Source organism: Janthinobacterium sp. EB271-G4-7A, from assembly GCF_020858075.1.
Classification (GTDB): Bacteria; Pseudomonadota; Gammaproteobacteria; order Burkholderiales; family Burkholderiaceae_D; genus Janthinobacterium; species Janthinobacterium lividum.
Genome location: NZ_JACYMI010000009.1, coordinates 1 through 26,900, shown reverse-complemented (window position 1 = coordinate 26,900; position 26,900 = coordinate 1). Strand labels below are relative to the sequence as shown.

General features: G+C 62.4%; 21 protein-coding genes and 1 pseudogene. 11 read left to right on the top strand and 11 right to left on the bottom strand.

Annotated elements, in window-relative coordinates:
• Nucleotides 1–74: 74 nt before the first annotated feature.
• From IGS58_RS28745 to IGS58_RS28730, 4 genes are all read left to right on the top strand, one after another.
• On the top strand, nt 75–2,468 hold the full coding sequence (locus IGS58_RS28745; RefSeq protein ID WP_230523298.1) for a M1 family aminopeptidase: 2,394 nt from the start codon (nt 75–77) through the stop codon (nt 2,466–2,468).
• A 118-nt stretch (nt 2,469–2,586) separates the two neighbouring features.
• Entirely contained in the window at nt 2,587–4,446 is a 1,860-nt protein-coding gene (locus IGS58_RS28740; protein WP_230523297.1) for a M1 family metallopeptidase, read from the top strand.
• 22 nt (nt 4,447–4,468) lie between these two features.
• On the top strand, nt 4,469–6,106 hold the full coding sequence (locus IGS58_RS28735) for a serine hydrolase (RefSeq protein WP_230523296.1): 1,638 nt from the start codon (nt 4,469–4,471) through the stop codon (nt 6,104–6,106).
• 96 nt (nt 6,107–6,202) lie between these two features.
• Complete coding sequence (locus tag IGS58_RS28730; protein WP_139144276.1) at nt 6,203–6,580, top strand: hypothetical protein; 378 nt, start codon at nt 6,203–6,205, stop codon at nt 6,578–6,580.
• Between the two features lie 68 nt (nt 6,581–6,648).
• Here the strand turns inward: IGS58_RS28730 and IGS58_RS28725 are convergent, their stop codons facing one another.
• Nucleotides 6,649–7,479 carry a class I SAM-dependent methyltransferase gene (locus IGS58_RS28725; protein WP_081345890.1) on the bottom strand — a complete coding sequence of 277 codons (831 nt, stop codon included), beginning with the start codon at nt 7,477–7,479 and terminating at the stop codon, nt 6,649–6,651.
• 85 nt (nt 7,480–7,564) lie between these two features.
• Nucleotides 7,565–8,224 carry a pyridoxamine 5'-phosphate oxidase family protein gene (locus IGS58_RS28720; RefSeq protein WP_230523295.1) on the bottom strand — a complete coding sequence of 220 codons (660 nt, stop codon included), beginning with the start codon at nt 8,222–8,224 and terminating at the stop codon, nt 7,565–7,567.
• Nucleotides 8,225–8,329: 105 nt separating this feature from the next.
• On the opposite strand from IGS58_RS28720, the gene pdxR reads away from it, so the two are divergent.
• On the top strand, nt 8,330–9,835 hold the full coding sequence (gene pdxR, locus IGS58_RS28715; protein WP_230523294.1) for a MocR-like pyridoxine biosynthesis transcription factor PdxR: 1,506 nt from the start codon (nt 8,330–8,332) through the stop codon (nt 9,833–9,835).
• A 31-nt stretch (nt 9,836–9,866) separates the two neighbouring features.
• On the top strand, nt 9,867–10,472 hold the full coding sequence (locus IGS58_RS28710) for a hypothetical protein (RefSeq protein WP_230523293.1): 606 nt from the start codon (nt 9,867–9,869) through the stop codon (nt 10,470–10,472).
• 11 nt (nt 10,473–10,483) lie between these two features.
• Here the strand turns inward: IGS58_RS28710 and IGS58_RS28705 are convergent, their stop codons facing one another.
• The 8 genes from IGS58_RS28705 to IGS58_RS28670 form a co-directional block, all read right to left on the bottom strand.
• Complete coding sequence (locus IGS58_RS28705) at nt 10,484–11,263, bottom strand: spermidine synthase (protein ID WP_230523292.1); 780 nt, start codon at nt 11,261–11,263, stop codon at nt 10,484–10,486.
• Between the two features lie 59 nt (nt 11,264–11,322).
• Nucleotides 11,323–11,847 carry an FxDxF family PEP-CTERM protein gene (locus IGS58_RS28700; RefSeq protein ID WP_070259937.1) on the bottom strand — a complete coding sequence of 175 codons (525 nt, stop codon included), beginning with the start codon at nt 11,845–11,847 and terminating at the stop codon, nt 11,323–11,325.
• Between the two features lie 239 nt (nt 11,848–12,086).
• Nucleotides 12,087–13,418 (bottom strand): sensor histidine kinase, encoded by a 1,332-nt coding sequence (locus IGS58_RS28695; protein WP_081345886.1) that lies wholly within the window; start codon nt 13,416–13,418, stop codon nt 12,087–12,089.
• Nucleotides 13,418–14,770 carry a sigma-54-dependent transcriptional regulator gene (locus IGS58_RS28690; RefSeq protein ID WP_230523291.1) on the bottom strand — a complete coding sequence of 451 codons (1,353 nt, stop codon included), beginning with the start codon at nt 14,768–14,770 and terminating at the stop codon, nt 13,418–13,420. Before IGS58_RS28690 ends, IGS58_RS28695 begins: the two co-directional genes overlap by 1 nt.
• A gap of 28 nt (nt 14,771–14,798) precedes the next feature.
• Nucleotides 14,799–16,037, bottom strand: coding sequence for an ABC transporter permease (locus tag IGS58_RS28685; protein WP_230523290.1), 1,239 nt, complete (start codon nt 16,035–16,037; stop codon nt 14,799–14,801).
• 28 nt (nt 16,038–16,065) lie between these two features.
• Nucleotides 16,066–17,388, bottom strand: coding sequence for an ABC transporter permease (locus IGS58_RS28680; protein ID WP_070259931.1), 1,323 nt, complete (start codon nt 17,386–17,388; stop codon nt 16,066–16,068).
• A gap of 8 nt (nt 17,389–17,396) precedes the next feature.
• The gene (locus tag IGS58_RS28675) at nt 17,397–18,110 is read right to left on the bottom strand and encodes an ABC transporter ATP-binding protein (protein WP_070259929.1); all 714 of its coding nucleotides are present in this window, start codon (nt 18,108–18,110) and stop codon (nt 17,397–17,399) included.
• A 24-nt stretch (nt 18,111–18,134) separates the two neighbouring features.
• Entirely contained in the window at nt 18,135–19,400 is a 1,266-nt protein-coding gene (locus IGS58_RS28670; RefSeq protein ID WP_230523289.1) for an efflux RND transporter periplasmic adaptor subunit, read from the bottom strand.
• Between the two features lie 186 nt (nt 19,401–19,586).
• On the opposite strand from IGS58_RS28670, the gene IGS58_RS28665 reads away from it, so the two are divergent.
• A complete protein-coding gene (locus tag IGS58_RS28665) occupies nt 19,587–21,173 on the top strand; it encodes a MutS-related protein (RefSeq protein ID WP_230523288.1) in 1,587 nt (528 codons plus the stop codon).
• A gap of 9 nt (nt 21,174–21,182) precedes the next feature.
• Here the strand turns inward: IGS58_RS28665 and IGS58_RS28660 are convergent, their stop codons facing one another.
• A complete protein-coding gene (locus IGS58_RS28660) occupies nt 21,183–23,108 on the bottom strand; it encodes a phosphoethanolamine transferase (RefSeq protein WP_230523287.1) in 1,926 nt (641 codons plus the stop codon).
• Between the two features lie 425 nt (nt 23,109–23,533).
• Between IGS58_RS28660 and rpsL the strand changes: the two genes are divergently transcribed.
• The 4 genes and pseudogenes from rpsL to IGS58_RS28640 all read left to right on the top strand — a co-directional run.
• Nucleotides 23,534–23,917, top strand: a complete 384-nt coding sequence (gene rpsL, locus IGS58_RS28655) for a 30S ribosomal protein S12 (RefSeq protein WP_010394376.1) — start codon at nt 23,534–23,536, stop codon at nt 23,915–23,917.
• Between the two features lie 152 nt (nt 23,918–24,069).
• The gene (rpsG, locus tag IGS58_RS28650; protein WP_010394377.1) at nt 24,070–24,540 is read left to right on the top strand and encodes a 30S ribosomal protein S7; all 471 of its coding nucleotides are present in this window, start codon (nt 24,070–24,072) and stop codon (nt 24,538–24,540) included.
• Nucleotides 24,541–24,648: 108 nt separating this feature from the next.
• On the top strand, nt 24,649–26,754 hold the full coding sequence (gene fusA / locus IGS58_RS28645; protein WP_034753184.1) for an elongation factor G: 2,106 nt from the start codon (nt 24,649–24,651) through the stop codon (nt 26,752–26,754).
• A 72-nt stretch (nt 26,755–26,826) separates the two neighbouring features.
• A pseudogene (locus tag IGS58_RS28640) lies at nt 26,827–26,900 on the top strand (GTP-binding protein); the annotation flags it as partial.

Here is a 26,900-nt window from a genome sequence, read left to right as displayed (position 1 = left end):
GACAACAATGATCGATTTGCAAACAGACTCGACTTAGAATGCAGTGTGCCCACGACTCCCAGATGGAATGCGCCATGCCGGTCCTTGTCCGCTTGCTTGCCTTATGTGTGACCTTGTTTGCTCCCTTGCCCGGCCTGTGCGCCGCCGCGCCCTTCGACGACAAGTTCCGCCAGCTGGAAGAACTGCTGCCCACGCCGAATGCCTACCGCACGGCGTCCGGTGCGCCGGGTCACGCCTACTGGCAGCAGCGCGCTGATTACGTGATCCGCGCCACGCTCGATGAGGCACGGCGCGCCATCACGGCCAGCGAACAGATCACCTACCACAACCGCTCGCCCGACAGCCTTGCGTACTTGTGGCTGCAGCTGGACCAGAATGGCTTGCGCCAGGATGCCGACCAGCGCCGCGTACTGAGCGCGCCCTCGCGCCAGGCCTGGTTGAGCGGCAGCGAGGACGAAGCGCTGAAATTCGAGGACTTGCGCGCCATCCATGCGGGCCGCGAATTTGACGGCGGCTTCAAGCTCACCGCCGTGAAAGCGGCCAACGGCAAGCCGCTGCCGCATGTGGTCAACCAGACCATGCTGCGCATCGATTTGCCGGTGGCGCTGGCGCCTGGCCAGAGCGTCACCTTCAACATCGACTGGTCGTATCAGATCAATGACCAGAAGGTGCTGGTCGAGCGCTCCGGCTATGAGTACTTTGAAGACGACAAGAACACGATTTTCCAGATCGCGCAATGGTTCCCGCGTATGGCTGCGTATTACGACGCCGTCGGCTGGCAGCACAAGCAGTTCCTCGGCTCCGGCGAATTCACCTTGGAGTTTGGCGATTACGAGTTGTACCTGACGGTGCCGGGCGACCATGTGGTGGCCGCCACGGGCGAGCTGCAAAACCCTGCTAGCGTGTTGAGCGCGGCGCAGCGCGAACGCCTGGCGCGGGCGAAGAACAGCAATACGCCGCTGCTGGTGATCACGCCCGCCGAGGCGCTGGCGGCGGAAAAGAGTAAAGCGGTGGGGATGAAAACCTGGCACTTCAAGGCGGCCAATGTGCGCGACGTGGCGTGGGCCTCGAGCCGCAAGTTTATCTGGGATGCGCAGGGACTGGACAGCGGCGGCAAGCGCGTGATGGCCATGTCCTACTATCCTAACGAGGGCAATCCGCTGTGGCAGCAGTACAGCACGCGCGCCGTCGTGCACGCGATCGAGCAGTACAACAAGTACAGCTTCGACTATCCGTATCCGAACGCGATCTCCGTCAATGGCGCCGTCGGCGGCATGGAGTACCCGATGATTGCGTTCAATGGCGGACGCCCCGTGAAGGACAAGAAGACGGGAGAACTCACGTATTCGAAGACGGCCAAATATGACCTGATCGGCGTGATCATCCATGAAGTGGGCCACAATTATTTTCCCATGATCGTCAACTCGGACGAGCGCCAGTGGACGTGGATGGACGAGGGTTTGAATTCCTTCCTGCAGTACCTGGCCGAGCAGGCGTGGGAAGAGCATTTCCCCTCCTGGAATGGCGAGCCGCGCAAGATCGTCGACTACATGCGCAGCCAGAACCAAGTGCCCATCATGACCAATTCCGAGTCCTTGCTGCAGTTCACGGCGAATGCCTACGACAAGCCGGCCACGGCACTCAACATCCTGCGCGAGACCATCCTGGGGCGCGAACTGTTCGACTTCGCCTTCAAGCAGTACGCCTTGCGCTGGAAGTTCAAGCGCCCCACGCCCGCCGACTTTTTCCGCACCATGGAAGACGCTTCCGGCACGGACCTGGACTGGTTCTGGCGCGGCTGGTTCTATACCACGGACGCGGTCGACATCAGCATCGACGGCATCAGCGAATATGGCGTGAGCACGAAGAATCCGGAAGTCGAGAAAGCGTGGAAGAAGGCGCAGAAGGCCGGGCAGCCCATCTCGATCTCGGACCAGCGCAACAAGGCGCTGCCGAAGAAGGTCGATGTCGATCCCGCGCTGAAGGATTTCTATAACCGGCACGATGAATTCACGGTCACCAACAAGGACCGCAACAGCTATGCGGAAGAGCAGGAAGCGCTGGAGCCGTGGGAGAGACAGCTGCTGGAACAGCGCAACATGGGCAAGCATCTGTACCTGGTCGACTTTTCGAATCTCGGCGGCCTGGTGATGCCGCTGATACTGGAGATTGAACTGAAAAGCGGCAAGAAGATCATCGAACGCGTGCCTGCCGAAGTGTGGCGCTATGCGCCGCACAAGATCAGCAAGGTGATCGTTACGGACGAGCCGATGGTGGGATTGGTGCAGGACCCGTACTGGGAGACGGCCGATATCGACACCAGCAACAATGCGTGGCCGAGAAAAATCACGCCATCGCGCCTCGAACTGTTCAAGCAGGACCGCGACAAGAACAACCTGATGAAGGATTTCAATGCGCCGCTGAAGGCACCCGAGGCCAAGCCGGAAGCCAAGGCCGAGACGAAATAGGGAAACGGCGCCGGCCAGTCCGGCGCTTTTTTCTGCCGGCCTGCGCCGGAAGTGCTATTCTGCGCGACGCCCCGGCGCACACGGACCGGGGCTTTCGCAAATCATTCAAAAGACGACCATGCAAACTTTGACCTTCCTGCGCGCGCTGGGCTGTGCGCTACTTTGCCAGGTAACCCTGGCCGCGCACGCCGACCCCCTCAGCTACGCGCGCTACGACCAGGTGCGCACGCGCGACCTGCAGCTGGACCTGAAAGCGGACTTCAAGCAAAAGACCCTGTCCGGCTATGCGGAGCTGTCCTTGAACTGGATCGATCCGGCGGCGCGCACCCTGGTGCTCGATACGCGCGATTTGTCGATCGCGAAAGTGCAGGTACAGGACAAGCGCGGCGCATGGCAGATGGCGCCGTACCAGCTGGACAAGGCCGATCCGGAAAAAGGCCAGGCGCTGCGCATCACCACCACGGGCCAGCCGGGCAAGGTGCGCGTCTACTATCACACGGCGCCGAACGCCATCGCGCTGCAGTGGCTCACGCCGCAGCAGACCATGTCGGGCAAGCTGCCTTTCATGTTCAGCCAGTCGCAAAGCATCAACGCCCGCTCGTGGGTGCCGTCGCAGGATACGCCGGCCGTGCGCTTTACGTACAGCGCGCGCATCGATGCGCCAGCGGGCATGCGCGTCGTGATGAGCGCCGAGAATGACGAAAAAGCGACGGGCAAGGGCGGCTGGAAATTCAGGATGCCGCAGCCGATCCCCTCGTACCTGCTGGCCATCGCCATCGGCGAACTGGAAGTGCGCAAGCTCGGTCCCCGTTCTGCCGTGTATGCCGAGCCGCCGCGCATCAAGGCGGCCGAATACGAGCTGGCCGACACGGAAAAGATGATCCAGGCAGCCGAAGCGCTGTACGGTCCGTATGGCTGGGGCCGCTACGACATGATCGTGCTGCCGCCATCGTTCCCCTACGGCGGCATGGAAAACCCGCGCCTGACCTTCCTCACGCCGACCATGATCGCGGGCGACCGCAGCCTGGTCGACCTGATCGCGCATGAACTGGCCCACTCGTGGTCTGGCAACCTGGTCACCAATGCCTCGTGGAAGCACATGTGGCTCAACGAAGGCTTCACTACCTACGTCACCACGCGCATCGTCGAGCAGCTGTATGGCAGCGAAGTGGCGCAGATGGGCGTGCAGGTCGACCAGGAGGAACTGGCCGCTGCGATCCGCGAATTGCCGGCAGCAAAAACGGCATTGATCACGCGCGATGCGGACGCCAACCCCGCTGAAACCTACACGGACGATGGCATCATCTACCCGAAAGGCGCCTGGTTCCTGGCCACCATGGAGCGCCGTGCCGGCCGCGCCGTATTCGACCCCTTCCTGCGCGGCTGGTTCGACCAGCACGCGTTCCAGAGCGTGACGACGGAGCAGTTCATCGCCTACCTGCGCAAGAACCTGCTGGCGCAGCATCCGGACGTGATGCCGGAAGCGGAACTCGATGAATGGCTGTATGGCACGGGCGTGCCGGCCAGCGCGCAGCGCGTCGTCTCGCCGCGCCTGGCGCTGCTCGACCAGCACCGCGACGCCTGGCTGAAAGGCGAGCTGGCGACCAAGGACCTGGGCATGGACAAGTGGATCGCCATCGAATCGATGCACTTCCTGAACGATATCAACAACAAGGCCAGCGCAGCGCAATTGCGTGAGCTGGACCAGGCCTACGGCGTGGGCAAGAGCGGCAACAATGAAGTCGCTTACCGCTTTTATCTGGCCTCCGTGAACGCCGGCTACGATGTGCGCCAACCCTTGCAGGCATTCCTGATGAGCGTGGGCCGCCAGAAGTTCGTCGTGCCCCTGTACAGCGCCTTGATGAAGACGCCGCAAGGCCATGCCTGGGCCAAGGACGTGTATGCGAAGGCGCGTGAACGCTACCACCCGGTGACGCAGGAAAGCGTCGATAAATTGATGGCCGCGCAAGCGCATTGAACCTTCTTTGGACATCCTGACCATGCATACCATGAACTGTCTTGCCGCCGCCATCGTGCTGGCGTTTTCCAGCATCACCGTGCCGGCGCTGGCTTTTGACGCCGCACCCGTTGTTGCCGCTGCGCCGACGCCCGCGCCCGCCTTCGATCTTGACCGCGACGTTGCCACCGCCCTGAAAGTGTTCGACGTGCCCGGCATGGCGATCGCCATCGTCAAGGATGGCAAGGTCGTCACCGCCAGGGGCTTTGGCGTCCGCAAGCTGGGTGAACCGGCCGCTGTCGATGCGCAGACCCTGTTCGAAGTGGCATCGAATTCGAAAGGCTTCACGGCCGCCGCGCTGGCCATGCTGGTCGACGAGGGCAAGCTGGCCTGGGACGATCCCGTCACCAAGCACTTGCCCGGTTTCCAGATGCACGATTCCTACGTGACGGGTGCCATGACCATCCGCGACCTGCTCACGCACCGCAGTGGCCTGGGCCTGGGCGCGGGCGACTTGCTGTGGTGGCCGACCACCACGTTCAGCACCGACGAGATCATCGAGAAGCTGCGCTACATCCGTCCGGCCACGAGTTTTCGCAACAGCTATGCCTACGATAACCTGCTGTATATCGTGGCCGGCAAGATCATCGCCGACAAGGCGGGGAAAAGCTGGGGCGAGGCCATGCATGAACGCATCCTGGCGCCGCTGGGCATGACGGGCACCACCACCAGCCTGCTTGAAAACGCGGGCAAGTCCGACGTCGCCAGTGCCCACAGCAAGATCGACGGCAAGATCGCCGCCGTGAAGTCCATGCCCGTGCCGAATGCCGTGGGTGCCGTCGGCATCAACACGAATGCGGAAGATATCGCCAAGTGGATGATGGTGCTGCTCGACGGCGGCAAGATCGCCGGCGTGAAGGACAAGGATGGCAAGGACGCGCGCCTGTTCAGTGAAAAGCAGGGCCGCGAGATGTGGACGGCGCAAACGCCGATCAAGATTTCCGAGCCGAAGCCGGCGCTGGCCGCAACGAAACCGAATTTCAGCGCGTATGGACTGGGCTTCCAGCTGCGCGACTACAAGGGCATGAAAGTGGCCATGCACGGCGGCGCGCTGCAAGGATTTTATTCGCGCGTGGTGATGGTGCCGGAAGCAAAGCTGGGCGTGGCCATTCTGACCAATGCGGAAAATGGCGGTTCCATGACGGCGCTGCAATGGCGCATCCTCGACCATTACCTGCAGGCGGCGCCGTCGGACTGGCTGGCGCTGGTGGCCAAGGTGGAGCAGGACCAGCATGCCGAGGAAGTGAAAAAGCAGGGCAAGGCGTCGAGCGCACGTGCGGCCAGATCGCAGCCATCGCTGCCGCTGGCGGCGTATGACGGCGAGTATGAGGATGCCTGGTATGGCAAGGTCACTATCCGTCCGGAAGGCAAGAAGCACATCCTCAGCTTTACGCGCACGCCGGACCTGACGGGCGAGCTGGAACACTGGCAGCACGACACCTTCATCGTGCGCTGGAAGGAGCGCAATTTCAACGCCGATGCCTACGTGACGTTCTCGCTCAATCCCGATGGCAGCATCGACCGGGTAAAAATGGCGCCGGTGTCGGCCGAGACGGATTTCAGCTACGACTTCCAGGATCTGAGCCTGGTGCCGGTGAAGCCGAAGGAAGTAAAGAAATAAGGTATCGATACAAGAACCGCAGCCTGTGCTGCGGTTTTTTTTCGCCTGTTTCCATGTAAATGCACGGCAGGAGGGCGGCGGGCCAGTTTTTATTCCATGAAATGGGATGAAAAAGAAACGTTATCTTGTTTTCTTGTTTGCGTATTTATTAACTTTTCAAGGTGTTACTATTTCCGTGCGCCACGAAATTCGTCTCTCGACAGGCAGTTTCTGGCGGCTGGCGTCTTTGTCTTCCAGTGGTTTTATATAACAACTCAACTCTTTGGGAACGGGATAAAAATGATCAATGTGAAAAAAGCCGTATTTGTCTTTTGCGCCGCCGTCGGTTTTGCCGGCGCCATCAGTTCTTCCGCATATGCCCTGCCAACCCGTGAAACCTGCGAGGAAGCCTATACCGCGTGCGTGACGGATGGCGATGCCAGCTCCTGCTCCCTGGTCAAGCGCCTGTGTGGCGTGTACGGCATTTACCTGTAAGGCGCGCTGCGCGCACAGGACGATGGCGGCGCACCGTTTCGGCCCGCCGCCATCGTCTTGTCAGTGACTCAGGGCTTGACGAATTTCAGGGTCATGCGGTCGCTCTCGCCGATGGCCGTGTATTTGGCCCGGTCCACATCCTTGTTGGCATAGGTCGGTGGCAGCGCCCACACACCGCCCTGGTGGTCGGCATGGTCTTTCGGATTGGCGTTGATGTCCGACTTGGCCGCCAGTTTGAAACCTGCGCCTTCGGCCAGCTTGATCACATACGCTTCGTGCATGTAGCCGCTGCTGGCCGTGGCATCCTGCGCCTTGTTGGCCGGCAGGCGGTGCTCGACGACGCCGAACACGCCGCCCGGTTTCAGGCTGTCATACACTTCCTTGAATAAGGTCTGCATGCCGGCTTCGCCGATGGGTATCCAGTTGTGGATATTGCGGAAGGTGAGCACCATGTCGGCCGTGCCCTTGGGCGCGATGCGGTAGGTGGTGGGGGGCGCGAAGGCGCCGATTTCCACCTTGCCGAAAGCCGCCGGGTTGGCGTCGAGCTTTTGCTGGAAGCGCGCCGCGCCGCGGCGGGCGCCTTCGCTGCTTGACTGCGGGTCGTTGCCGGCGGCGATCAGCTTGCCGTTGTCGCGCAGGTAGGGCGCCAGGATCTCCGTGTACCAGCCGCCGCCGGGCGCCAGTTCCACCACCGTCATGGTCGGCTTGATGCCGAAGAACGCCAGCGTTTCATACGGATGGCGGGCGCTGTCGCGCAGCGCGTTGGCCGGCGTGCGCGCACTGCCGGCGATGGCCGCCTTCAGGGCCGCGTCGCCCGCATCGGCGGCCAGTGCCGCACCGCTGCCGCCACAGGCCAGCATGACCGTCAAGGCCGCGGCCAGGGTTACTCGCTTCATCATCATATGCTCCATGCGTGATTGGGTCGGTTGCTCAATTGGTGGCGATCGCCATCAACGCCGATCATCGGGCAAGGACGCTGGCCGGTCAAGCGGATTCCGTCCGCCATGCGGCGGCATATGCGGGAATTTCGCTGGTGTTGAGTGCATCGGCGATGGCCGTGCCCCGCCCGTGCGTAAACGGCAGTTCGCCCGTCCAGACGGCATGCGCCATGTCGCCCGCGTCGTCGAGCGGGCCGCCCTTGCGCTGCTTGACGGCGCATTCGTCGAGCGCGATGCGCAGCACGGTGGTGGCCGCGTATTCCTTGGCGCTGCCGCCGCGCACCTGGGCCAGGCGTCCCGGCGCCAGTTTTTCCATCAGCGCATCCATGGCCGCATGCTGCTGGCCGATATCGCTTACTTTTTCAAACTGCCCGTACACCATCGCCGAGCGGTAGTTCATCGTGTGATTGAAGGCGGAGCGCGCCAGCACCAGGCCGTCGAGATGGCTCACCGTCACGCACACATCGGTATCGTGCAAGAGCTGCTTGAGCATGCGGCTGCCGTTCGAGCCATGGATGTACAGGTAGCCGCCGATGCGCCAGCAGGCGGTCGGGATGCAATGGCTGCCCGTGTCGTCGCGGAAGGCGATATGGCACAGGTAGGCGGCATCGACGATGGTGTACAGGCTGGCTTGCTCGTAGCTGGCCAGTTCGGCGACGCGGCGCACGCGGGTACGGGGGCTGGGAGGCAGGGCGGTAGCGGTCATGGCGGAAGTCCGGTTGGTTGAAGAAGCAGGCCGCACTATAATCGGCATCTGGCCCTGAAAAAAGATCCAGAACCGACAAATAATTTGGAGCCACCAAGGAAACGCATGGATTTTGCTTTGCTGCTTGATGCATTCGAGCGCACGCACCGCGAGCGGGGCTGGCCGCGCCAGCGCCTGCTGCATGAATGCCTGCGCGCGGCGATCCGCAACGGGCAGCTGGCGCCCGGCACGCGGCTGGCCGCCACGCGCGTGCTGGCCGCCGAACTGGGACTGGCGCGCAATACCGTGCTGTACGCCTACGAGCAATTGGCCAGCGAAGGGTTTGTCTTGCCGGACCGGCGCGGCACCGTCGTCGCCGGCAGCGCCGGCATGCCGGAAGCCGTGCCGGCGGCCGGCAGCAAGGATGGCTTGTCGCGCCGCGCCCGGCATTTGCGCGGCGTGGCGGGACAGGATGTGAATGCGGCGCTGGTGTTTCCCGCCGACGCCATGGGCGCGTTCGCGCCTGGCGTGCCGGCGCTCGATGAATTCCCGCTGGCGCAGTGGCGGCGCATGCTGGACCGCGCATGGCGGGCGCTGACGCCGCGCCAGCTCAATTACGGCGACCCTGCCGGCGAGCCGCAGCTGCGCATGGCCATCGCCGAGCATTTGCGCGCCGCGCGCGGCGTCGTCTGCGATGCGGGCCAGGTGTTCATCACGGACGGCACGCAGAGCAGCCTCGATGTCTGCCTGCGCGCCTTTGCCGACCAGGGCGATACCTTGTGGATCGAGCATCCCGGCTATGGCGGCGCGCTGGCTGCGGGCCGCGGCGCCGGCTTGCAGGTGACGGGCATCGCCGTTGACATGGATGGCATCGCGCCGACGGATGACGATTGGCGCGAGACGCCGCCGCGCCTGATCTACACCACGCCGTCGCACCAGTATCCGACGGGCAGCGTGCTCAGTCCCGCGCGCCGCATGGCGCTGCTCGAACGCGCGCGCGCGGCCGGCGCCTTGATCATCGAAGACGATTACGACAGCGAATTTCGCCATGGCGGCCCGCCCCTGGCCGCTATGCAGGGACTGGTGGCCGACGCGCCCGTCGTGTACCTGGGCACCTTCAGCAAGACCATGTTTCCCGCCTTGCGCATCGCCTTTATCGTCGTGCCGTCCGCGCTGGCCGGCGCCTTCGCGCAGATGCAGGCGCAGGGCGCCGCGCGCGGACGGGTAGCCGAACAGCTGGCGCTGGCCGACTTCCTGCGCAGCGGCCTGTTTGCGCGCCACGTGCGCCGCATGCGCCGCCTGTACCGCCAGCGCCGCGACGCCTTGAGCGAGGCCTTGCAGCGCCATGCGTGTGGCGGCGCGGCCATCCATGGCGGCACGGCCGGCATGCACCTGGCGCTGCGTTTTCATGAAGCGGAATGGGATGACCTGGCGCTGAGCCGGAGCGCCGCGCAGGACGGCATCGTGGCGCTCGCCCTGTCCGCGCATGGAACGGGAGAAGGGATGGGCTGGAACGGGTTCCTGCTCGGTTATGCGCAGGTGCCGGCCGAGAACATGGACGGCCTGGCACGCCGCCTGGGCGCGCTGCTTGCGCAAGCTGGCGCGGCTGGGCAGGCGAAGCGGTCACAATAGGCCTTTGCCAGGACGAGGAAGAGGACTACCCATGATACTGAGCTGGAAAGCCCCGGTTGATTACCATGACAAACTGACCGGCTCCTACGACAAGGAATGTGGATCATATGAGACGGCAGGATCGAACTTCGACTATCTGGCGCTGCTGCAGGGGGCTCCATATCCGTTCGGCATGGACAGGCCACCCGTGCATTTCGTCTGCACCAGGGAAAGGCTCCTGAAGCACGACTGTCTGTGGCTGCTGGGGGACGTGCCGCTGGTCTCGGCCCGTCTGGCCGGGTTCCTCGCCGGCGCCGTCGGTCAGGACGTGGAATTGCTCGCCCCCGCCTGCATCATGGCGGGCGATGAACCGGTGGAGCAGCCGTTTTACATCGTGAATGCGACGCAACTCGTACAGACGGTGGACCTCGAACGTTCAATCGCGGAAAAAGATGACAAGGGCAACATCATCTACTTCACGCGGACGTTTTTGCGCGACGAGGAACTGGCGCCCAGGCAGATCGCCAGGGATGCGCAATCGGGCGACCTGTTGATCTCCAGCGAGCTCGCCGGCCTGATGAAAGCCGCGCGCTTCAACGGCGGCAAGAGCCTGGGGTTTTATCGCGCCGCAGGAAACTGGCAGCCTGTCCTGGAATGAGATCGCATGGCTTACTGCTGGTCCTGCATCCACTGCTTCAAGCCATTGACCCAGTTCTTGGCGGGCAGGTTGAACTGCTTCCTGATGGCGGCGGCGCGTTCGTATAAATCGCTGAAGTCGAGCGATGGCGATTTTTTGAAGGCCAGCACGACGATGTTTTCATCTTCCATTTCCGGCACCCAGACGACGGCGTCGAAAACCAGTTCCATCGCCTGTAGATTCTTGTCGTAGTTGGGGAAGTCGCCGAAGACATTCGTGCACATGATGCCGTCGTCGGCCAGGCAGTCGTGGCAAGCCTGGTAGAACTCTGGCGTGTCGAGCACAGGACCGCGCGCGTCTTCGTCGTACAGGTCCACTTGCAGCGCGTCGACCGTGCCGTGGTTGGCAGGATCGAGCACGAAGTCGAGCGCATTCATTTCACGCACATCGAGGCGCGCGTCGTTCGGCGGCAGCGCGAACTGGGCGCCGCAGATGGCGATCACGTTCGGATTGAGTTCGATGGCCGTGACCGTGGCCTCGGGGAAGCGGCGGTAGCTGAATTTGGTCAGCGCGGCGCTGCCCAGTCCCAGCTGCACGATGCGTTTGGGCTGCGTCTTGAACAGCATCCACATCATCATCATCTGCACGTATTCGAGCTCGATGGCATCTGGCTTGTCCAGGCGCATGGCGCCCTGCACCCACTTGGTTCCCAGGTGCAGGTAACGGATGCCGCGGTGTTCGGTGGTGGTGGCAGGCGGGTGGCCCGGGTGGCTGAAAGCGGTATGGCTGGTGGAGGTAAAGTCGGTCGTCATGGCGCCAGTTTAGCAGCCGGGTGAAAAAAAGACGCCGCAGCGTCTTTTGGGTGGTGCGCTCAAGATTGCTTGCGGCGTCGTGCCAGGAAGCCCAGTATGCCCAGGCCGGCCAGCAGCATGCCATACGTTTCCGGTTCAGGAACGGGCGCCAGGTTCAGGTTGAAGGTGCCGCCATAGCTGCCGCCGTTGCTGTTGCCCATGACGGTGAGGACCATCGGACCGTTGAACAGCAGTGTGGTTGGCGCCAGCACCTCGCCCTGGGCATAGCCGAAGACAGTGGGGCCGCCAAAACCGGTCAGGGAGATGCCGTTCAGATTGGCGCTGGTGAAGTTGATGGAAGCCGGGTCGCTGCCCGTGACCGACAGGTTGGCCAGGAAGGCTTGCGCGGTCGAACCGAAAGTCGCGTCGGGAGTGAACGTGAACGTATCGGTAAAGACGCCTAGCGGCGTGGGAGTGGCGTTGAAGCCCCCCGTCCACAGGTTGCCCGTGGTGTTGGTCAGGTTGATGGTGTACGACGCAGCATATGCGCTACCGATGGTTGCAGCGCCCAGTACCGCTGCTGCGATGAGTGATTTCAGTTTCATATTTATCCCCGCGAAAAAACGATTAATGTTTCAAAAAAAACCGTGCCGCTCAGATAAATTATCGCCAGGACATTTCATTGTCAATGAGCTATTTTTATATCATTATGCAAACTTAAATAGCTTATTTCTAACACACGGGCATGGCGCCCATGAAGTTGCAATATTAAAAACTCTAATTGTCAATATTGTACCGAAAAATAATTGCGTAGCGTGTGATGAAAAAATCGTTACGCCAGTAACTAATTTCTGTCCAGCAAGGGCAGAATCAATGTCACCGCCAGGCCGCCACCTTCGCGGTTGGCCAGGGTGATGCGCCCGCCATGGGCTTCGGCGATTTCGCGCGCCAGCGCCAGGCCAAGTCCCGTGCCGCTGCGCTTGGTGGAATAAAACGGTACCAGCGCGTTTTCCAGCACGGCGCCGCTCATGCCCGGGCCGCGGTCGCGCACTTCGATGCGCAGCTGCCCTTGCGCCTGGCTGACGTGCAGGCCGATATGCTCTTGCCGCGAACCGGATTCCAGCGCATTCTTGAGCAGGTTCAACAGTGCCTGCTGCATTTGCGCCGCATCGAACACGGCCGCCTGTGCGGGCGGTACGCAGTCGAGCGTGAAGGCCGCCTGCGAGGCCAGGCTGTCGAGAAAAGGCTGCCACTCGCACGGCGCCAGGCGTGGCGCGGGCAGCTTGGCAAAGCGCGCATAGCCGAGGATGAAGGTTTCCAGGTGGCGCGTGCGCTCCTCGATGGTGGCAAGGATTTGCGGCAGGCGCTCCGTCTGGCCGCGGCGCACCAGCTCGGCGCCGGAATGGGCCAGCGAGGCCAGCGGCGCCAGCGAGTTGTTGAGTTCATGGCTGATGACGCGGATGACTTTTTTCCAGGTCTGCACTTCCTGGCGCCGCAGTTCCAGGGTCAGCTGGCGCAACAGCAGCAGTTCGTGCTTGCGCCCGTTCAGGCTGAAGCTGCGCCGCGCCAGGTGATATACCTCTTCCTGCTCCCCTTCGCCGCTGGTAAACAAGCCGTCGTGGCGGCGCGCCAGCGCTTCGGCCAGGGCCGGCGCCGCCTGTTGCACGATGTCGGCCAGGTGATGCCCCTCGAGCCGGCGGCCGTGGTGCAGCAGCTGGCGCGCGGCCAGGTTGGCGTAGACGATAGCGCTGCCCTCGGCCACCAGCAGCATGGCCACCGGCGTGTTTTGCACCATGGTGTCGAGCAGCAGTTCGCGCTGCACCAGGTCCAGGCGCTGCTTGCGCAGCACGTCGCCCAGCGCATTATGGGCCGCCACCAGGTCGGCCAGTTCGTCATTCTGCGGCCAGCGCAGGCTGAAGCCGAAGTCGCCGTCCTGGTAGCTGGCGACGGTGCCGCTCAAGGCGCGAAACAGCGACAGCATCGCTTGCAGCTGCGCGCGGATGGTAATCACGGCCACCGGCAGCACGCACAGCAGGGTACCCGCCAGCACCAGCAGTGGCTGGCCGGGTAAAAAATGCGCGAGCAGCAGGGCGATGACGATGCCCAGCACCAGCAGGGTGACGATCAGCGCCGTCCAGCGCGTGAGCAGGGAAAGGCGCATGGGACGGTAGGCCATCAGCCGCGCGCGATGCCCAGGCGTTCCATGCGCCGGTACAGCGCCTGGCGCGACAGCCCCAGTTCCTGTGCCGCCTGCGCTACCACGCCGTGTGCGCGCGCGAGCGCCGCAGTGACGCTGTCGCGGTCCGGCTCCGTCGCTGCGCCATCCTGCGGCGCGCGCAGCGATGGCACACCCGCCAGCGGCAAGCCCGTTTCCTGTGCGCGGATCACGGGACCGGTCGTCAGCAGGCTGGCGCGCTGCATGACGTTTTTCAGTTCGCGTACGTTGCCGGGCCAGCCGTGCGCCAGCAGGGTGGCCTGCGCTTGCGCGTCCAGGGTTTTTTCGCTGCCCAGGAAATGCTGTGCCAGCACCAGGATGTCGAGCGGGCGCTGGGCCAGCGGCGGCAGGCGCAGTTCGATCACGTTCAGGCGGTAGAACAGGTCTTCGCGAAACGTGCCGGCCTTGATCATCGCCGGCAGGTCGGCGTTGCTGGCGCTGATGACGCGCACTTTCACTTGCCGTTCGCGGTTCGAGCCGAGGCGCTCGAAGCGTCCCGTTTCCAGTACGCGCAGCAGTTTCATTTGCCCGGCCAGCGGCAGGTTGCCGATCTCGTCGAGGAACAAGGTGCCGCCGTCCGCCGCGTCGAACTTGCCGTCGCGCGCGCGCGTGATGCCCGTGTAGGCGCCCGCCTCGGCACCGAACAGTTCCGCCTCGATCAGCTCGACCGGCACGGCGCCGCAATTGAGCACGACGAAGGGGCCGCTGGCGACCTGGGAATTGGCTTGCACGATGGCGGCGATGCGTTCCTTGCCGCTGCCGTTTGGCCCGGAAATGAGCACGGGCACGTCGGCCCGGGCCACCTGGCACGCCAGGTGCACGACTCTTTCCGTGGCCGGGTCTTGCCACACCATGCCGCGCAAGTCGAAGTCTTTTTCCAGCGCGAGGCGCTGGCGCTGCTCGGCCACCACGCGCTGGCGCAGCGCGCGGCTGGCCTGTCCCAGTTCCAGCAGGTTCTGCACGGAAGCGATCAGGCGCCGGTCATCCCATGGCTTGGCCAGGTAGTCGGCCGCGCCGGACTTGATCAGGTCGACGGCCGCGTCGAGCTGTGTCCATGCCGTCAGCAGGATCACGGGCAGATCCGGGTAGCGCGCGCGGATCGCGTGGAACAGCGCGCTGCCTTCCTCTCCCGAAGTGGTGTCGGCCGTGAAGTTCATGTCCTGCACCACCAGGTCGATGGCGTGGCGCTCGAGCAGCTGCAGGCCTTCCTCGGGCGAGGCGGCGCGCACGGCGTCGATCTCGTGCAGGGAGAACAGCACGTCCAGCGCGATGGCCACGGCGGCATTGTCGTCAATAATCAGTACGGTAGGCATGCGCGCAGCATATCACTCAGGTGCCGGCTCAGGTACTGCGGGTGGCAGTGGCCGGCGAAATACTGGCAGCGCGCCAGGCTGGCCCATACACGGCGCCCACGCCCAGCAGCCAGAATACCAGCGCGCCGGCCAGCAGGTAGCCGGGCGGCAGGCGCGCCATTTCCAGCTGGCTGACCAGCAGCTGATTCAGGCCCAGCGCCAGCACCACGCCAGCCGCCACGCCGACGCTGGTGATCATGAAATTCTCCGTCAGGAAGTAGCGCAGGATGTCGATGCGGCGCGCACCGAGCGCGCGGCGCACGCCGATCTGCTTGCGCCGCTGCGAGACCCACAGGCTGGCGATGCCGACGATGCCGCTGGCCGTCACCAGCAGCAGCAGGGTGCTGACGGCGATGAGCATCCAGGACAAGCCCTGGTCGGCCAGATAACGTGTCTTGCGGTGCTGCTCCAGGGTATCCGTGCGCACCAGCAGGCGCTCGGTGCTGGACGTGCGGATGGCTTGTTCCGCCTCCTTCATCAGGCGGTTGCGCTGGCCTGGTTCTGCCCGCACGGCAAATAGCAGCGAATCGCGCCCGCCCGTCAGGCGCGCCGGCAGGATGATCGAATACTCGCCCTGGGCGCTGACCTGGCCGACCTGCGTCTGCAGCCGTTCCACCACGCCGATCACGCGCATCTCGTCATCGTTGTCGCCGGTGCCATTGAACAGGGGTTTGCCGACAAAGCTGGTTTCGCCTGGCCAGATTTTTTGCGCCGCGGCGCGCGTCACGATCACCACCTTGGGGAAGGTTTCATCGATGTCTTCATTGATTTCCGGGACCTCGTCGGGATGGAAATCGCGCCCTTCCACCAGCTTCAGGCCATATGTCCTGACCAGCGAATCGGGCGTGACGTACATCGAGGTGCCGGCGCTGGCCTCGGCCTGTCCGCGTTTGGCCGCGACGTTGGTGCTGCTGCCGGAACGCGACAGCACGGCCTGCGTGGTTTGCGCCACGGAGACCACGCCCGGCAGGGCGCGCAGTATCGCGGCCTGGCGCTTCTGTTCGGCTATCTGGCGCTGCGGGCTGCCTTTGTCCATGCTCTGGACTTTGACATAGAAGATGTCGTTTTCGGCCGCTACGCCGGTGGGACGGGCGGCGATGGCCTGGCGCAGGTTGACGATGTACAAGGCGTTGGCCAGGATGGCCAGGCTGATGGCAACTTGCACGGCGACGAGCACGGCGCCGGTCTTGTTGCGCATCAGCGCCGACAGGATGGGGCGGATTTCCATGTGGGGCCTCATTGTGAAAAGGTGGGTGTCATTGGGATTTGAGCTGCATCGCCGGCGTGACCTGGCAGGCGCGCCAGGTGGGCAACAGCCCTGCGAGCAAAGCCGCCAGTACGGAAACGGCAAACGTCAGCAGCAGCATCGGGACATCCAGGTGCGCCACGGTGCCCAGCTCCCTCGATTGCGCGCTCACCACGGCCAGGGCGGCATAGGCCAGCAACAGGCCCAGCACGCCGCCGGCCAGGCCGATGACGCCGGTCTCGATCAGGAACTGGCGAAAGATGTCGCGCTGCGTGGCGCCCAGTGCGCGGCGGATGCCGACTTCCGCCGCCCGCGCGGAGAACTTGGCCAGCAGCAGGCCGATGGTGTTGACCAGGCAGAGCAGCAGGAAGCCGAAGGCCAGCCAGGCAGCCAGCTTGTTGTCGTTGTCGACCACGTTGAGGAAATCGAGCCACTGCCTGACGTCGTACAGCATGTTGGGCGCATGGCGTGGCATGCGGCCCAGCTTGCGCTGTTCGGCCGCATAGCTGTCGAGATAAGCCTGCAGCTCGCTGCGTTCGCCGGCGCTGGCCATTTCAAACCAGAATTGCAGCCAGGTGCAGTCCGATGCCAGGATACCCTGGTAACCGGGGCTGCGCTCGACGCCGCTGCAGGCCATGCCGCCGTCATGTCCCGTTTCGTGGCGAATGGCACTGGCAAACGGAATGAAGAATTCATCTTCCGTGCCAAAGGCGCCCTTGCTGCCGATGATGCGGTGCACGCGCGGCACGGGATCCCAGCGATCGAGCACGCCGCTGACCAGATAGGGGCGTCCCAGCACCGTCACGCGCTGGCCCACGGGATTGACTGTGCCCAGCAGCTTTTCCGCCAGGGCGCGGCTCAGGACGATGACGTCGGCGCCGCTGGCGTCGTCGGCCTCGCTCCATGGCTGGCCATACAGGAAGGGTACTTCAAACATGGCGAAGAAATCGCGCGTGGGGGCCAGGCCCTGGGCCCGGAAGGCGCCGAGGTCCCTGCGCGCCGGCTCCACGGGGCCGGCCACGCCGTACATGACACTGCGGCGGATGCCCATCTTGCTGGCCATGAAGTTCTTCGCATCGGTATAGGCGAGCTGTGACTGGCCAAAGCTGGGTTTGGTGCCCGGCGTATAGCCTTTCAAGGGAACTACATCGATCATCGGCACGAACAGGCGGTCGCTCTTGTGCGGCAGTGGATCGCCCGACATCGCATGCAGGATGGTGACGGTGGCCACGCTGGCGGCCACGCCGACGGCCAGGGTCAGCACCATCAGCGCCGTCAGGGCGGGATTGCGGCGCAGGTTGCGCAGGCCCAGCTTGAAATAGTAGTGGAACATGGCGGCTCCTAGGCGGTCGCGTGCTGCGGCTTGAGCGACAGCGTGGCGCCATGCTGTACCAGGTCCGACACCTGGCCGTCGATGATGTGCACATTGCGCTGGCTGCGCAGCGCCAGTTCCGGATCGTGCGTGACCATCAGGATGGTGGTGCCTTGCGCATTGATTTCTTCCAGCAGCTCCATCACGCCGCGCGCCATCTGCGTGTCCAGGTTGCCCGTCGGTTCATCGGCCAGCAGCAGTTTCGGCGAGCCGGCCAGTGCGCGCGCGATGGCCACGCGCTGCTGCTGGCCGCCCGACAATTCGGCCGGATAGTGCTTCATGCGCGACGCCAGGCCCACCTTGGCCAGCGCCTCCTCGATGCGCTCCTTGCGTTCGGCGCGGTTGAAACCCCGGTAGCGCAGCGGTACGTCGACATTGTCGAACAGCGACAGGTCGGGAATCAGATTGAAACCCTGGAAGATGAAGCCCAGTTTTTCATTGCGCAGGCGCGAGCGGGCATTGTCGTCCATGCCCCTGACGTTGACACCGTCGAGGATGTATTCGCCATCCGTGAATTCCTCGAGCAGGCCGGCGATGTTCAGGAAGCTCGTCTTGCCGGAGCCGGACGGTCCCGTGACGGTGACGAATTCGCCCTGGCGGACGTGGATCTCGAAGCCGCGCAGCGCGTGCGTTTCGATCATGTGGGTGCGGTAGATCTTGCTCAGGTTTTGCATGCGCAGCATGGGAAGCCTCCTTGTTGACTGAAATTAATTGAGTGCGACGCGGGCCGCGTTCGCGAAATTTTCCGTGCCGGCGACCACCACCTTGTCGCCCAGTTTCAGGCCACCGAGAATCTCGACGGCAGAGATGCTGGTGGCGCCCAGCTTGATGGGCGTGCGGACGGCCACGCCATCGCGCACCACGTAGGCAAAGCGTCCGCCTTCGGCTTCGACGAAGGAACCGCGCGCCAGCATCAGCACATTGGGCCGCTCGTCGATCAGCAGGCGTGCCGAGACGCGCTGGTTCTGGCGCAGGCCGGCCGGCTGTTCGCCGTTGAAGCGCACGCGCGCCAGCACTTGGTTCTTGACCACTTCGGGCGACAGCGCCGACAGCTTGCCGGTCGCCTTGATGGCGCCCGTCTCGATCTCGGCGCTCATGCCCAGGCCGATGTCGGCCACATACGTTTCCGGCACTTCCAGCTCCACTTCCAGCTGCGACAGGTCGACCAGGGTCATCAGGGCCGTGTTGGCCTGCACCACGCTGCGGTTGGCCACCGACAGCGTGCCGATGAAGCCATTGACGGGCGCACGCACGGTCAGCTCGTCGACCCTGCGCTGCGCGTTGTCGCGGCTCAGGCGCTGGCGTTCCAGTTCGTTGACCCGGGTCTTCAGCGCCAGGGTCACGTCCTCGCCTTCCAGGCCCGCCGCCTGCGAAGCGTGCTTGCTGCGGATCTCGGCGGAATTCAAGGCATCCTTGGCCTTCTGGTAATCGATCTTGGCAATGATGCCCACCTGCGCCACGCTTTCATAGCGCTCCAGCGTGCGTTGGGCGGACAGGCGCTCGATTTCCGCCGTATCCGCTTCGCGCCGGGCCAGCAGTTTCTGTTTCTTGGCCAGGATCTGCTGGCGCGCCACTTCCGCTTCCAGCTGCTGCACGCTCGACTGCTCGCGTTTCAGCGCGTCCGACAGGTCGGGCGATTCCAGCACGGCGAGGATATCGCCCTTTTTGACGGTGTCGCCGGCCTTCGCTTTCAGCGTGACGGTGGCCACCGTGGTCGAATACAGCGTGGGGCTGATGGCGGCCACCACGCGTCCGTTCACGGCGGCGTCGCGGATCAGGGTGCCGCGCGTGACGTCGGCGATGCGCAGGCGGTCGGCGTTGACGGAATGCTCGCTGTTGCGCCAGCCGGCTACGGCAGCGATGGCGGCGCCGATGACGACGGCGGCGCCGGCCAGCAGCAGGGCGCGTTTCTTGTGGCGCTGGCCCGGCGGGGCGGACAGTACGGCGTCTTGGGAGGAAGTATCGCGGATCATGGTCGGGTCTCGTGAAGGATAGCGTTTCTAATGCACGATCCATGCCAGTTGTTAAGTCATTGATTTGAATCGGGAAAAATTCTGGCGTCCGGCTGTCCGCCGTGTCCGCGCTGTCCAGCGTGTCCGTCCGCGCAGGTTACACTTGATAAATTGGCAATCGCCAGCATCTGCTGTGGCGACTCTTTTTTGACTCCTCCCCAAGGCGCCATGCATCCGTTTTTCCAGCAAATTTTCCCTGCCCGTGCCTTTGCGCCAGCGCTCGATTATCCTTTTGCGCGCAGCGACGTGGCGATGCTGCAGCGGCTGACGGGCGAGGCGCCATCGCTCGATGGTCAGACCTGGAACGAACTGTTGCTCGACCAGTACGCGTCGCAACTGGCGCGCGAGACCAGCATCTTTGGCCAGCAGGAGCTGCACCGACGCCTTAGCGGCGGCCAGGCCGATCCTGGCTCCATTGCGCGCGTCCAGCGATTGCTGGACGACCCGGCCCAGGCGGCGAGCCTGCAGCGCGCCTGCCTGCCCTTGCGCCAGGCCGATACGGAAGTGAGCGAGACCCTGTTCGGTGCGGCGCTGGCAGCGGCGCCATGGTGGAGTGCCTGGCTATGGCTGGTGCCGCTGGCCTTGCTGCTGGCCATCGCCACCAGCTGGCTGGCAGGTTGGCCGGCGCTGTTTGGCGTGCTGGCCGCCTGTGTTGCGCTGATGACCGTGCAGGTGCGTTTTTACGAAAGCGCCAAGCTATGGGAACGCACGCTTGATACCTTGCGCCATCTGCTGAAAACCCGTGCCGCGCTGGTGCGGCTCGGTGTACCGGCAGCCTTGCCATTGGCTACCGGCAGCGCGCAGGCGGCCAAGCTGACGCGCGCCATCGAGCGCTCGCTGCTGCATTACGTGCCCTTCATCGATACGCTGCTGGTCGAATATGGCGACTGGCTCCTGCTGAAAAACGTCAAGCGCTATTTCCGCACGCGCCAACTGGTCGCGCAGCAGTTGCCCTTCCTGCGCGATAGCTTTACCCAGGTGGCCCAGCTGGAAGCGGACCTGGCGCTGGCGCGGCAATTGCGTGCGGCCCCCGTGTTTTGCTGGGCGGGCATTGCGGCGCCGCGCGCGCTGGCCTTGCGGGGCATGCTGCATCCCTTGCTGGAGAACGCTGCGCCGTTGTCGTTCGGCGTGCAGGGCAAGGGCGGCTTCATCTCCGGCCAGAACGGCATCGGCAAGAGTACCTTGCTGCGTTGCATAGGCTTGAACCTGGTCTGTGCGCGGGCCTTTGGCTTCTGTTATGCGGACAGCGCTGACGTGCCGCGCCTGGCCGTGTATGCGAGCATGCAGAATGACGATTCGCTCGACGGCGGCGAAAGTCTCTATATCGCCGAATTGCGGCGCGCGCGCGAATTGCTGGCGCTGGCCGAGGAGGGCGCGCCGGCGCTGTTCCTGATCGATGAAATCTTCCGCGGCACGAACCACCTCGAATCCGTGGCGGCGGCCGCCGCCGTGCTGCATTCCCTGGCCGCGCGCCACCTGGTGATCGTCTCGTCGCACAATCTGGTATTGGGGCCGCTGCTGGAAGACTGCCTGGCGCCGTGGTGCGTGGGCCGCGATGACGCCGGCGCGCTGCTGCTGGCGCCGGGCGTGCTGCAGGCCACGAATGGCATTGCCCTGCTGGCGCAGCGCGGCTTTGACGCCGGTATCGCAGACAAGGCCGGGCGCGTCTTCGACTGGCTCAGCACGCACATGGCGCAGCCGGCCGATTGCGGCGGCGTGCTCGAACGGGCCTGATAGCCGCGCTTATTTTTCCTGCTTTTCCGGCGTGCTCTTGTCGATCACTTCGCGGCAATCGCCGCGGATGATGGCGTTGTCGTAGTTGGTCCAGCCGTAGCTGTCGACGTAGCGCTTGTGCTGCTTGAAGCGGGGGCTGGCGATGCTCCACTCGGGCTGTTCGCCGGCGAAGCGGATGTCGCCCAGATCGAGCAGCGTATGGAACATGTTTTCCGTCGACAGGCGCGCCTTTTGATGGCGCTGCAGCTGTGTCACCTTGTCCGGATAGTGCCGCTGGAATTGCGGCGAGTACCAGACGAAGGCGGGCACGTGGAATTCGAACTGCGTGTTGTGGCCGTGGAAGGCCAGGCGGCAGGTGCCGTCGTACAGGGTCTGGCCATGGTCGGCCACATAGACGAGCGAGCTGCGCAGGGCGGTGCGCTGGCCATCGTCCTTCAGCATGCCGATCACGTTCGACAGGAACCAGTCCGTGTACAGGATGGAACTGTCGTAGCTGTTGTTCAGCTGCGGCTTGATGGCCGTGTCCGTGTAGACGGGCTTGTCGACGCCGAACAGCGACGGTTGCCACTTGTCGAACGCTTTCGGATAGCGCTGGCTGTAGTTCCAGTGGCTGCCCAGGGTGTGCAGCACGATGAGTTTTTTCGGCGCGGGGTCGGCCAGCGCGTTCTTGAACGGGTCGAACAGGATCTGGTCGAAGTTTGAATTGTTGGTAAAGCCGCCCAGGTTCAGGAATTGCACTACGTCCGCTTCCTTGGCAAAGACGGACACGGGCGTGTCGAACTGGCCGAACGAAATCTGGTTCGACAGCCAGTAGGTCTTGAAGCCCGCTTCCTTGTAGGCGGTGAGGAAGGATTTCTCCGAGAAGCCGTCCTTGAGGCTTTGCGTGGCCGGCTTGCGCGAGATGATGACGGGCACGGACAGGCGCGTGGCGGAAACGGCCGTGATGACGTCGGCCAGCGGCACCAGGTTGGCTTCCTGCTTCAGCAGGGGATTGGTGTCGCGTTCATAGCCGTTCAGGCTCCAGCGGTCGTAGCGCGACGATTCGCCGATTACCATGACCACCACTTCCGGATGGGGATCGGGTTGCTGCTGGTGCGCGCCGAAACGGAAGCTGCTGCTTTTCTGTCCCAGCTCGGCCAGGTAGCGACGCTCCTTGTAGAAATCGAAGCCGCGCGCGGTCAGGCCGAAAGGCCAGGAGTTGCTGACAGTGTCGAAGGCGTAGGGCAAGCGCGCCCAGTGGGGCAGGCTGGGCCAGCCCAGGCCCGTCTCGTCGGCGCCGGCGATGCTGGCGTTTTCCGGCTTGCTGCTTTCTTCGTCTTCCTCGGCCGTTTCATCGTCGGCCGAGCTGGCGTCGCCGAAGCCGGAGGCGCCCGCCTTGCCGCTGACCGCCGGCCCGCTGGCCTTGGCCGATGCGGCAGTGCTGTGCAGGACCTTGGCCTCGAAACCAAATTCATAGCCATACCACCAGAAGCCGCCCAGCAGGATCAGCAGCACGAAGGCGGCCGGGCGCGTCTTGCCGCGCCAGTCGAGGTCGCGCGTGCGCGTGGCCGCATACCAGCCGAGCAGGCACCAGGCGATCACGCCCAGCATGACGGCGCCCATCAGCCACACTTTTTGCCCGAGGAATTCCATCGCTTCCTTGGGGCTGGTTTCAAAGATGATGCCCAGGTGGTGCGTGGAAATGCCCTGGCCATAGAAGATGAACAGGTAGATTTCCGTCGGCAGGGCCAGGAAGGCAGGCACCAGCAGCCAGTGGAAATACGCGGGGCGCTTGAACACGCTCCAGACGGCCAGCCAGGCCAGCAGCTCGAAGGTGAGTATCTGCCAGGGATGCTCGGGGGCGCGCCCCAGCAGCGCGGGAATGAAGGGCACGGCCGTCAGCAAGGCATACGTCAGGAGCAGGAACAGATTGGCGGGGCGAAGCAAGGAGCGCATAAGGAAGGGCAGCGAAAAATGTCCGCTATTATCAATCCTTTTGTTATCTTGCGGTCATACAAGAATGTGCGCGTCCGGTGCTTGGCCGCAGAGAAAGAATGCCAAATCATTAATTGCCGCGTAGTGCCGGTGTCCGCGCGCTGCGGCCAAAGATTAGTCAAAATGCCACAAAAGCGCCTCTTTTTTGCCTTTTTTTATAGCAAAAAGCGGTAAACTGATTGACCCCCTGTAACACAAGGTCTAAACTAGCGAGTTCTCGATTTTATTCTGCTCATCGTTTACGTATTGCTTGGCATTTCATGGCCGCTCCTTATCGAGTGGCTGCGGGCGCCTCCGGTGCGCAGTAGATGAAAGCGGGACGAGGTTTTAGTCGCCGGGCATCTTGCCCGGGTTATTAATCGTAGTTTTTTGTTGGATTTATAACGATGCCAACCATCAATCAATTGATTCGCAATCCACGCGTCGCTTTGACCGTGAAGAGCAAATCGCCGGCGCTGGAAAACAGCCCGCAAAAACGTGGCGTCTGCACACGTGTTTACACCACGACTCCAAAGAAGCCAAACTCGGCTCTGCGTAAAGTCGCTAAAGTTCGTCTGACCAATGGTTTCGAAGTTATTTCGTACATTGGCGGTGAAGGCCATAACCTGCAAGAGCATAGTGTTGTGCTGCTGCGCGGCGGTCGCGTCAAGGATTTGCCGGGTGTGCGTTACCACATGGTTCGCGGTGCCCTGGATACCCAAGGCGTTAAAGACCGTAAGCAATCGCGTTCGAAGTACGGTACCAAGCGCGCTAAAGCAGGCAAGAAGTAATAAGTTGTACGCAGCAAACCCAAGTTTCGCTCAGTGGCAACTAGCTAAGTGAATGTAGTCGACCGCATCTGGTCGAGTAAGTGGAGGACTATGATGGTCGTCCGCGAGTGTGCGAAGAACGCGCGCTCAACTGAAGATTGAAAGGAATTGATATGCCACGTCGTCGTGAAGTACCCAAGCGCGAAATTTTGCCAGATCCAAAATTCGGCAACACTGATGTCGCTAAATTTGTAAACGTGCTGATGCTGTCCGGTAAGAAATCGGTTGCAGAAAACATCATCTACGGTGCTTTCGAGCACATCGCAGCAAAATCGGGCAAAGATCCACTCGAAGTTTTTGCTACCGCAATCAACAACGCCAAGCCGTTGGTTGAGGTGAAATCCCGTCGCGTCGGTGGTGCAAACTACCAGGTGCCGGTTGAAGTTCGCCCAGTCCGTCGTATGGCTCTGTCCATGCGTTGGTTGCGTGAAGCTGCTAACAAGCGCAGCGAAAAATCGATGCCACAACGCCTCGGCGGTGAGCTGATGGAAGCGGCTGAAAGCCGCGGCGGCGCGATGAAAAAACGCGACGAAGTCCATCGTATGGCTGAAGCGAACAAAGCGTTCTCGCATTTCCGCTTCTAATATAAAGCCAGCTACCGCAAGGCGGCTGTCAAGCATCTGTTGTTCGAGGCCGGGCTCATTTTTGCAAAAAAATGCTGCTCGGTTTTGTCCATTCATTTAGGATTAATTATGGCCCGCAAGACCCCCATTGAGCGCTATCGTAATATCGGTATCTCCGCTCACATCGATGCAGGTAAGACGACCACGACCGAGCGCGTCCTGTTCTACACAGGCGTGAACCACAAGCTGGGCGAAGTCCATGATGGCGCTGCCACCACCGACTGGATGGCACAGGAGCAAGAGCGCGGTATCACGATTACCTCGGCTGCTGTTACGTGCTTCTGGAAAGGCATGGCAAACAACTTCCCAGCTCACCACATCAACATCATCGACACCCCAGGCCACGTTGACTTCACCATTGAAGTGGAACGTTCGATGCGCGTGTTGGATGGCGCCTGCATGGTTTACTGTGCAGTCGGCGGCGTGCAGCCACAATCGGAAACGGTATGGCGTCAGGCTAACAAGTACAAAGTGCCACGTCTGGCCTTCGTGAACAAGATGGACCGTACCGGCGCCAACTTCTTCAAGGTCTACGATCAGATGCGTTCGCGTCTGAAAGCCAACCCAGTACCTATTCAGATGCCTATCGGCGCTGAAGACGTCTTCACCGGTGTTATCGATCTGGTCAAGATGAAAGCGGTTATCTGGGACGACGCTTCGCAAGGCATGAAGTTTGAATACGGCGACATTCCTGCACACCTGGCCGCTGATGCTGCCAAGTGGCGCGAAAACATGGTTGAAGCCGCTGCTGAAGCGTCGGAAGACCTGATGAACAAGTACCTGGAAGAAGGCGACCTCTCGGAAGAAGAGATCAAGGCTGCCCTGCGTCAGCGTACCATCGCCAGCGAAATCGTTCCAATGTTGTGCGGTACCGCCTTTAAAAACAAGGGCGTGCAAGCCATGCTGGACGCGGTCATCGAGTACCTGCCATCGCCAATCGACATTCCACCTGTCCCAGGTCTGGACGAGGACGAGCAGCCAGTCGAGCGCGCAGCTGACGACAATGAGAAATTCTCGGCATTGGCGTTCAAGATCGCAACCGATCCGTTCGTGGGCCAGTTGTGCTTCATCCGTTGCTACTCGGGTACCCTGAATTCGGGCGACTCGGTGTTGAACTCCGTGAAGCAGAAGAAAGAGCGTATCGGCCGTATCGTGCAGATGCAAGCGAACGAACGCGAAGAAATCAAGGAAATGCGCGCTGGCGACATCGCCGCCGTTGTGGGTCTGAAAGACACCACCACTGGCGATACGCTTTGCGACGAAAAAGCCAGCGTAGTTCTGGAGCGCATGGTCTTCCCTGAGCCAGTGATTTCGCAGGCAGTCGAGCCAAAAACCAAGGCCGACCAGGAAAAAATGGGCCTGGCGCTGAACCGTCTGGCAGCAGAAGATCCATCGTTCCGCGTGCGTACCGATGAAGAATCGGGCCAGACCATCATCGCCGGTATGGGCGAGTTGCATCTGGACATCATCGTTGACCGCATGAAGCGTGAGTTCAACGTTGAAGCGACCGTCGGCAAGCCACAAGTGGCTTACCGCGAAACGATCCGTAAAGTGTGCGAAGAGTCGGAAGGCAAATTCGTCAAGCAATCGGGTGGTCGTGGTCAATACGGTCACGTGGTTCTGAAGATCGAACCGCAAGAACCGGGCAAGGGCTTCGAATTCGTTGACGCGATCAAGGGCGGTACCGTTCCTCGCGAATACATCCCTGCAGTTGAAAAAGGTGTGCGCGACACGCTGACTTCGGGCGTGATGGCTGGCTACCCAGTCGTTGACGTTAAAGTCACGCTGTTCTTCGGTTCGTACCATGATGTTGACTCGAACGAAAATGCATTCCGCATGGCCGCTTCGATGGCATTCAAAGATGGCTGCCGCAAAGCATCGCCAGTCATCCTGGAGCCGATGATGGCCGTGGAAGTGGAAACGCCGGAAGACTACGCCGGTACCGTGATGGGCGATCTGTCGTCGCGTCGCGGCATGGTGCAAGGTATGGATGAAATTGCTGGCGGTGGCGGCAAGATCATCAAGGCCGAAGTGCCTCTGTCGGAAATGTTCGGTTACGCCACGTCGTTGCGTTCGTCGACCCAAGGTCGTGCGACTTACACGATGGAATTCAAGCACTATGCTGAAGCACCTAAGCATGTGACTGAAGCAATCGTAAGCTCGAAAGCTAAGTAATAGAAGTTCCGGGCCGGCTTTCACGAGAATGCCGGTCCCTACATTTAAATCATTGTTCTAAGGAAGAATAAAATGGCAAAAGGTAAATTCGAACGGACCAAGCCGCACGTCAACGTCGGCACCATCGGCCACGTCGACCACGGTAA

Excerpts from the sequence above, each read along its gene's own strand:
- IGS58_RS28745 (WP_230523298.1), top strand. The coding sequence starts at position 75 with ATGCCGGTCCTTGTCCGCTTGCTTGCCTTATGTGTGACCTTGTTTGCT.
- IGS58_RS28740 (WP_230523297.1), top strand. The coding sequence starts at position 2,587 with ATGCAAACTTTGACCTTCCTGCGCGCGCTGGGCTGTGCGCTACTTTGC.
- IGS58_RS28735 (WP_230523296.1), top strand. The coding sequence starts at position 4,469 with ATGCATACCATGAACTGTCTTGCCGCCGCCATCGTGCTGGCGTTTTCC.
- IGS58_RS28730 (WP_139144276.1), top strand. The coding sequence starts at position 6,203 with ATGAAATGGGATGAAAAAGAAACGTTATCTTGTTTTCTTGTTTGCGTA.
- IGS58_RS28725 (WP_081345890.1), bottom strand. The coding sequence starts at position 7,479 with ATGATGAAGCGAGTAACCCTGGCCGCGGCCTTGACGGTCATGCTGGCC.
- IGS58_RS28720 (WP_230523295.1), bottom strand. The coding sequence starts at position 8,224 with ATGACCGCTACCGCCCTGCCTCCCAGCCCCCGTACCCGCGTGCGCCGC.
- pdxR (WP_230523294.1), top strand. The coding sequence starts at position 8,330 with ATGGATTTTGCTTTGCTGCTTGATGCATTCGAGCGCACGCACCGCGAG.
- IGS58_RS28710 (WP_230523293.1), top strand. The coding sequence starts at position 9,867 with ATGATACTGAGCTGGAAAGCCCCGGTTGATTACCATGACAAACTGACC.
- IGS58_RS28705 (WP_230523292.1), bottom strand. The coding sequence starts at position 11,263 with ATGACGACCGACTTTACCTCCACCAGCCATACCGCTTTCAGCCACCCG.
- IGS58_RS28700 (WP_070259937.1), bottom strand. The coding sequence starts at position 11,847 with ATGAAACTGAAATCACTCATCGCAGCAGCGGTACTGGGCGCTGCAACC.
- IGS58_RS28695 (WP_081345886.1), bottom strand. The coding sequence starts at position 13,418 with ATGGCCTACCGTCCCATGCGCCTTTCCCTGCTCACGCGCTGGACGGCG.
- IGS58_RS28690 (WP_230523291.1), bottom strand. The coding sequence starts at position 14,770 with ATGCCTACCGTACTGATTATTGACGACAATGCCGCCGTGGCCATCGCG.
- IGS58_RS28685 (WP_230523290.1), bottom strand. The coding sequence starts at position 16,037 with ATGGAAATCCGCCCCATCCTGTCGGCGCTGATGCGCAACAAGACCGGC.
- IGS58_RS28680 (WP_070259931.1), bottom strand. The coding sequence starts at position 17,388 with ATGTTCCACTACTATTTCAAGCTGGGCCTGCGCAACCTGCGCCGCAAT.
- IGS58_RS28675 (WP_070259929.1), bottom strand. The coding sequence starts at position 18,110 with ATGCTGCGCATGCAAAACCTGAGCAAGATCTACCGCACCCACATGATC.
- IGS58_RS28670 (WP_230523289.1), bottom strand. The coding sequence starts at position 19,400 with ATGATCCGCGATACTTCCTCCCAAGACGCCGTACTGTCCGCCCCGCCG.
- IGS58_RS28660 (WP_230523287.1), bottom strand. The coding sequence starts at position 23,108 with ATGCGCTCCTTGCTTCGCCCCGCCAATCTGTTCCTGCTCCTGACGTAT.
- rpsL (WP_010394376.1), top strand. The coding sequence starts at position 23,534 with ATGCCAACCATCAATCAATTGATTCGCAATCCACGCGTCGCTTTGACC.
- rpsG (WP_010394377.1), top strand. The coding sequence starts at position 24,070 with ATGCCACGTCGTCGTGAAGTACCCAAGCGCGAAATTTTGCCAGATCCA.
- fusA (WP_034753184.1), top strand. The coding sequence starts at position 24,649 with ATGGCCCGCAAGACCCCCATTGAGCGCTATCGTAATATCGGTATCTCC.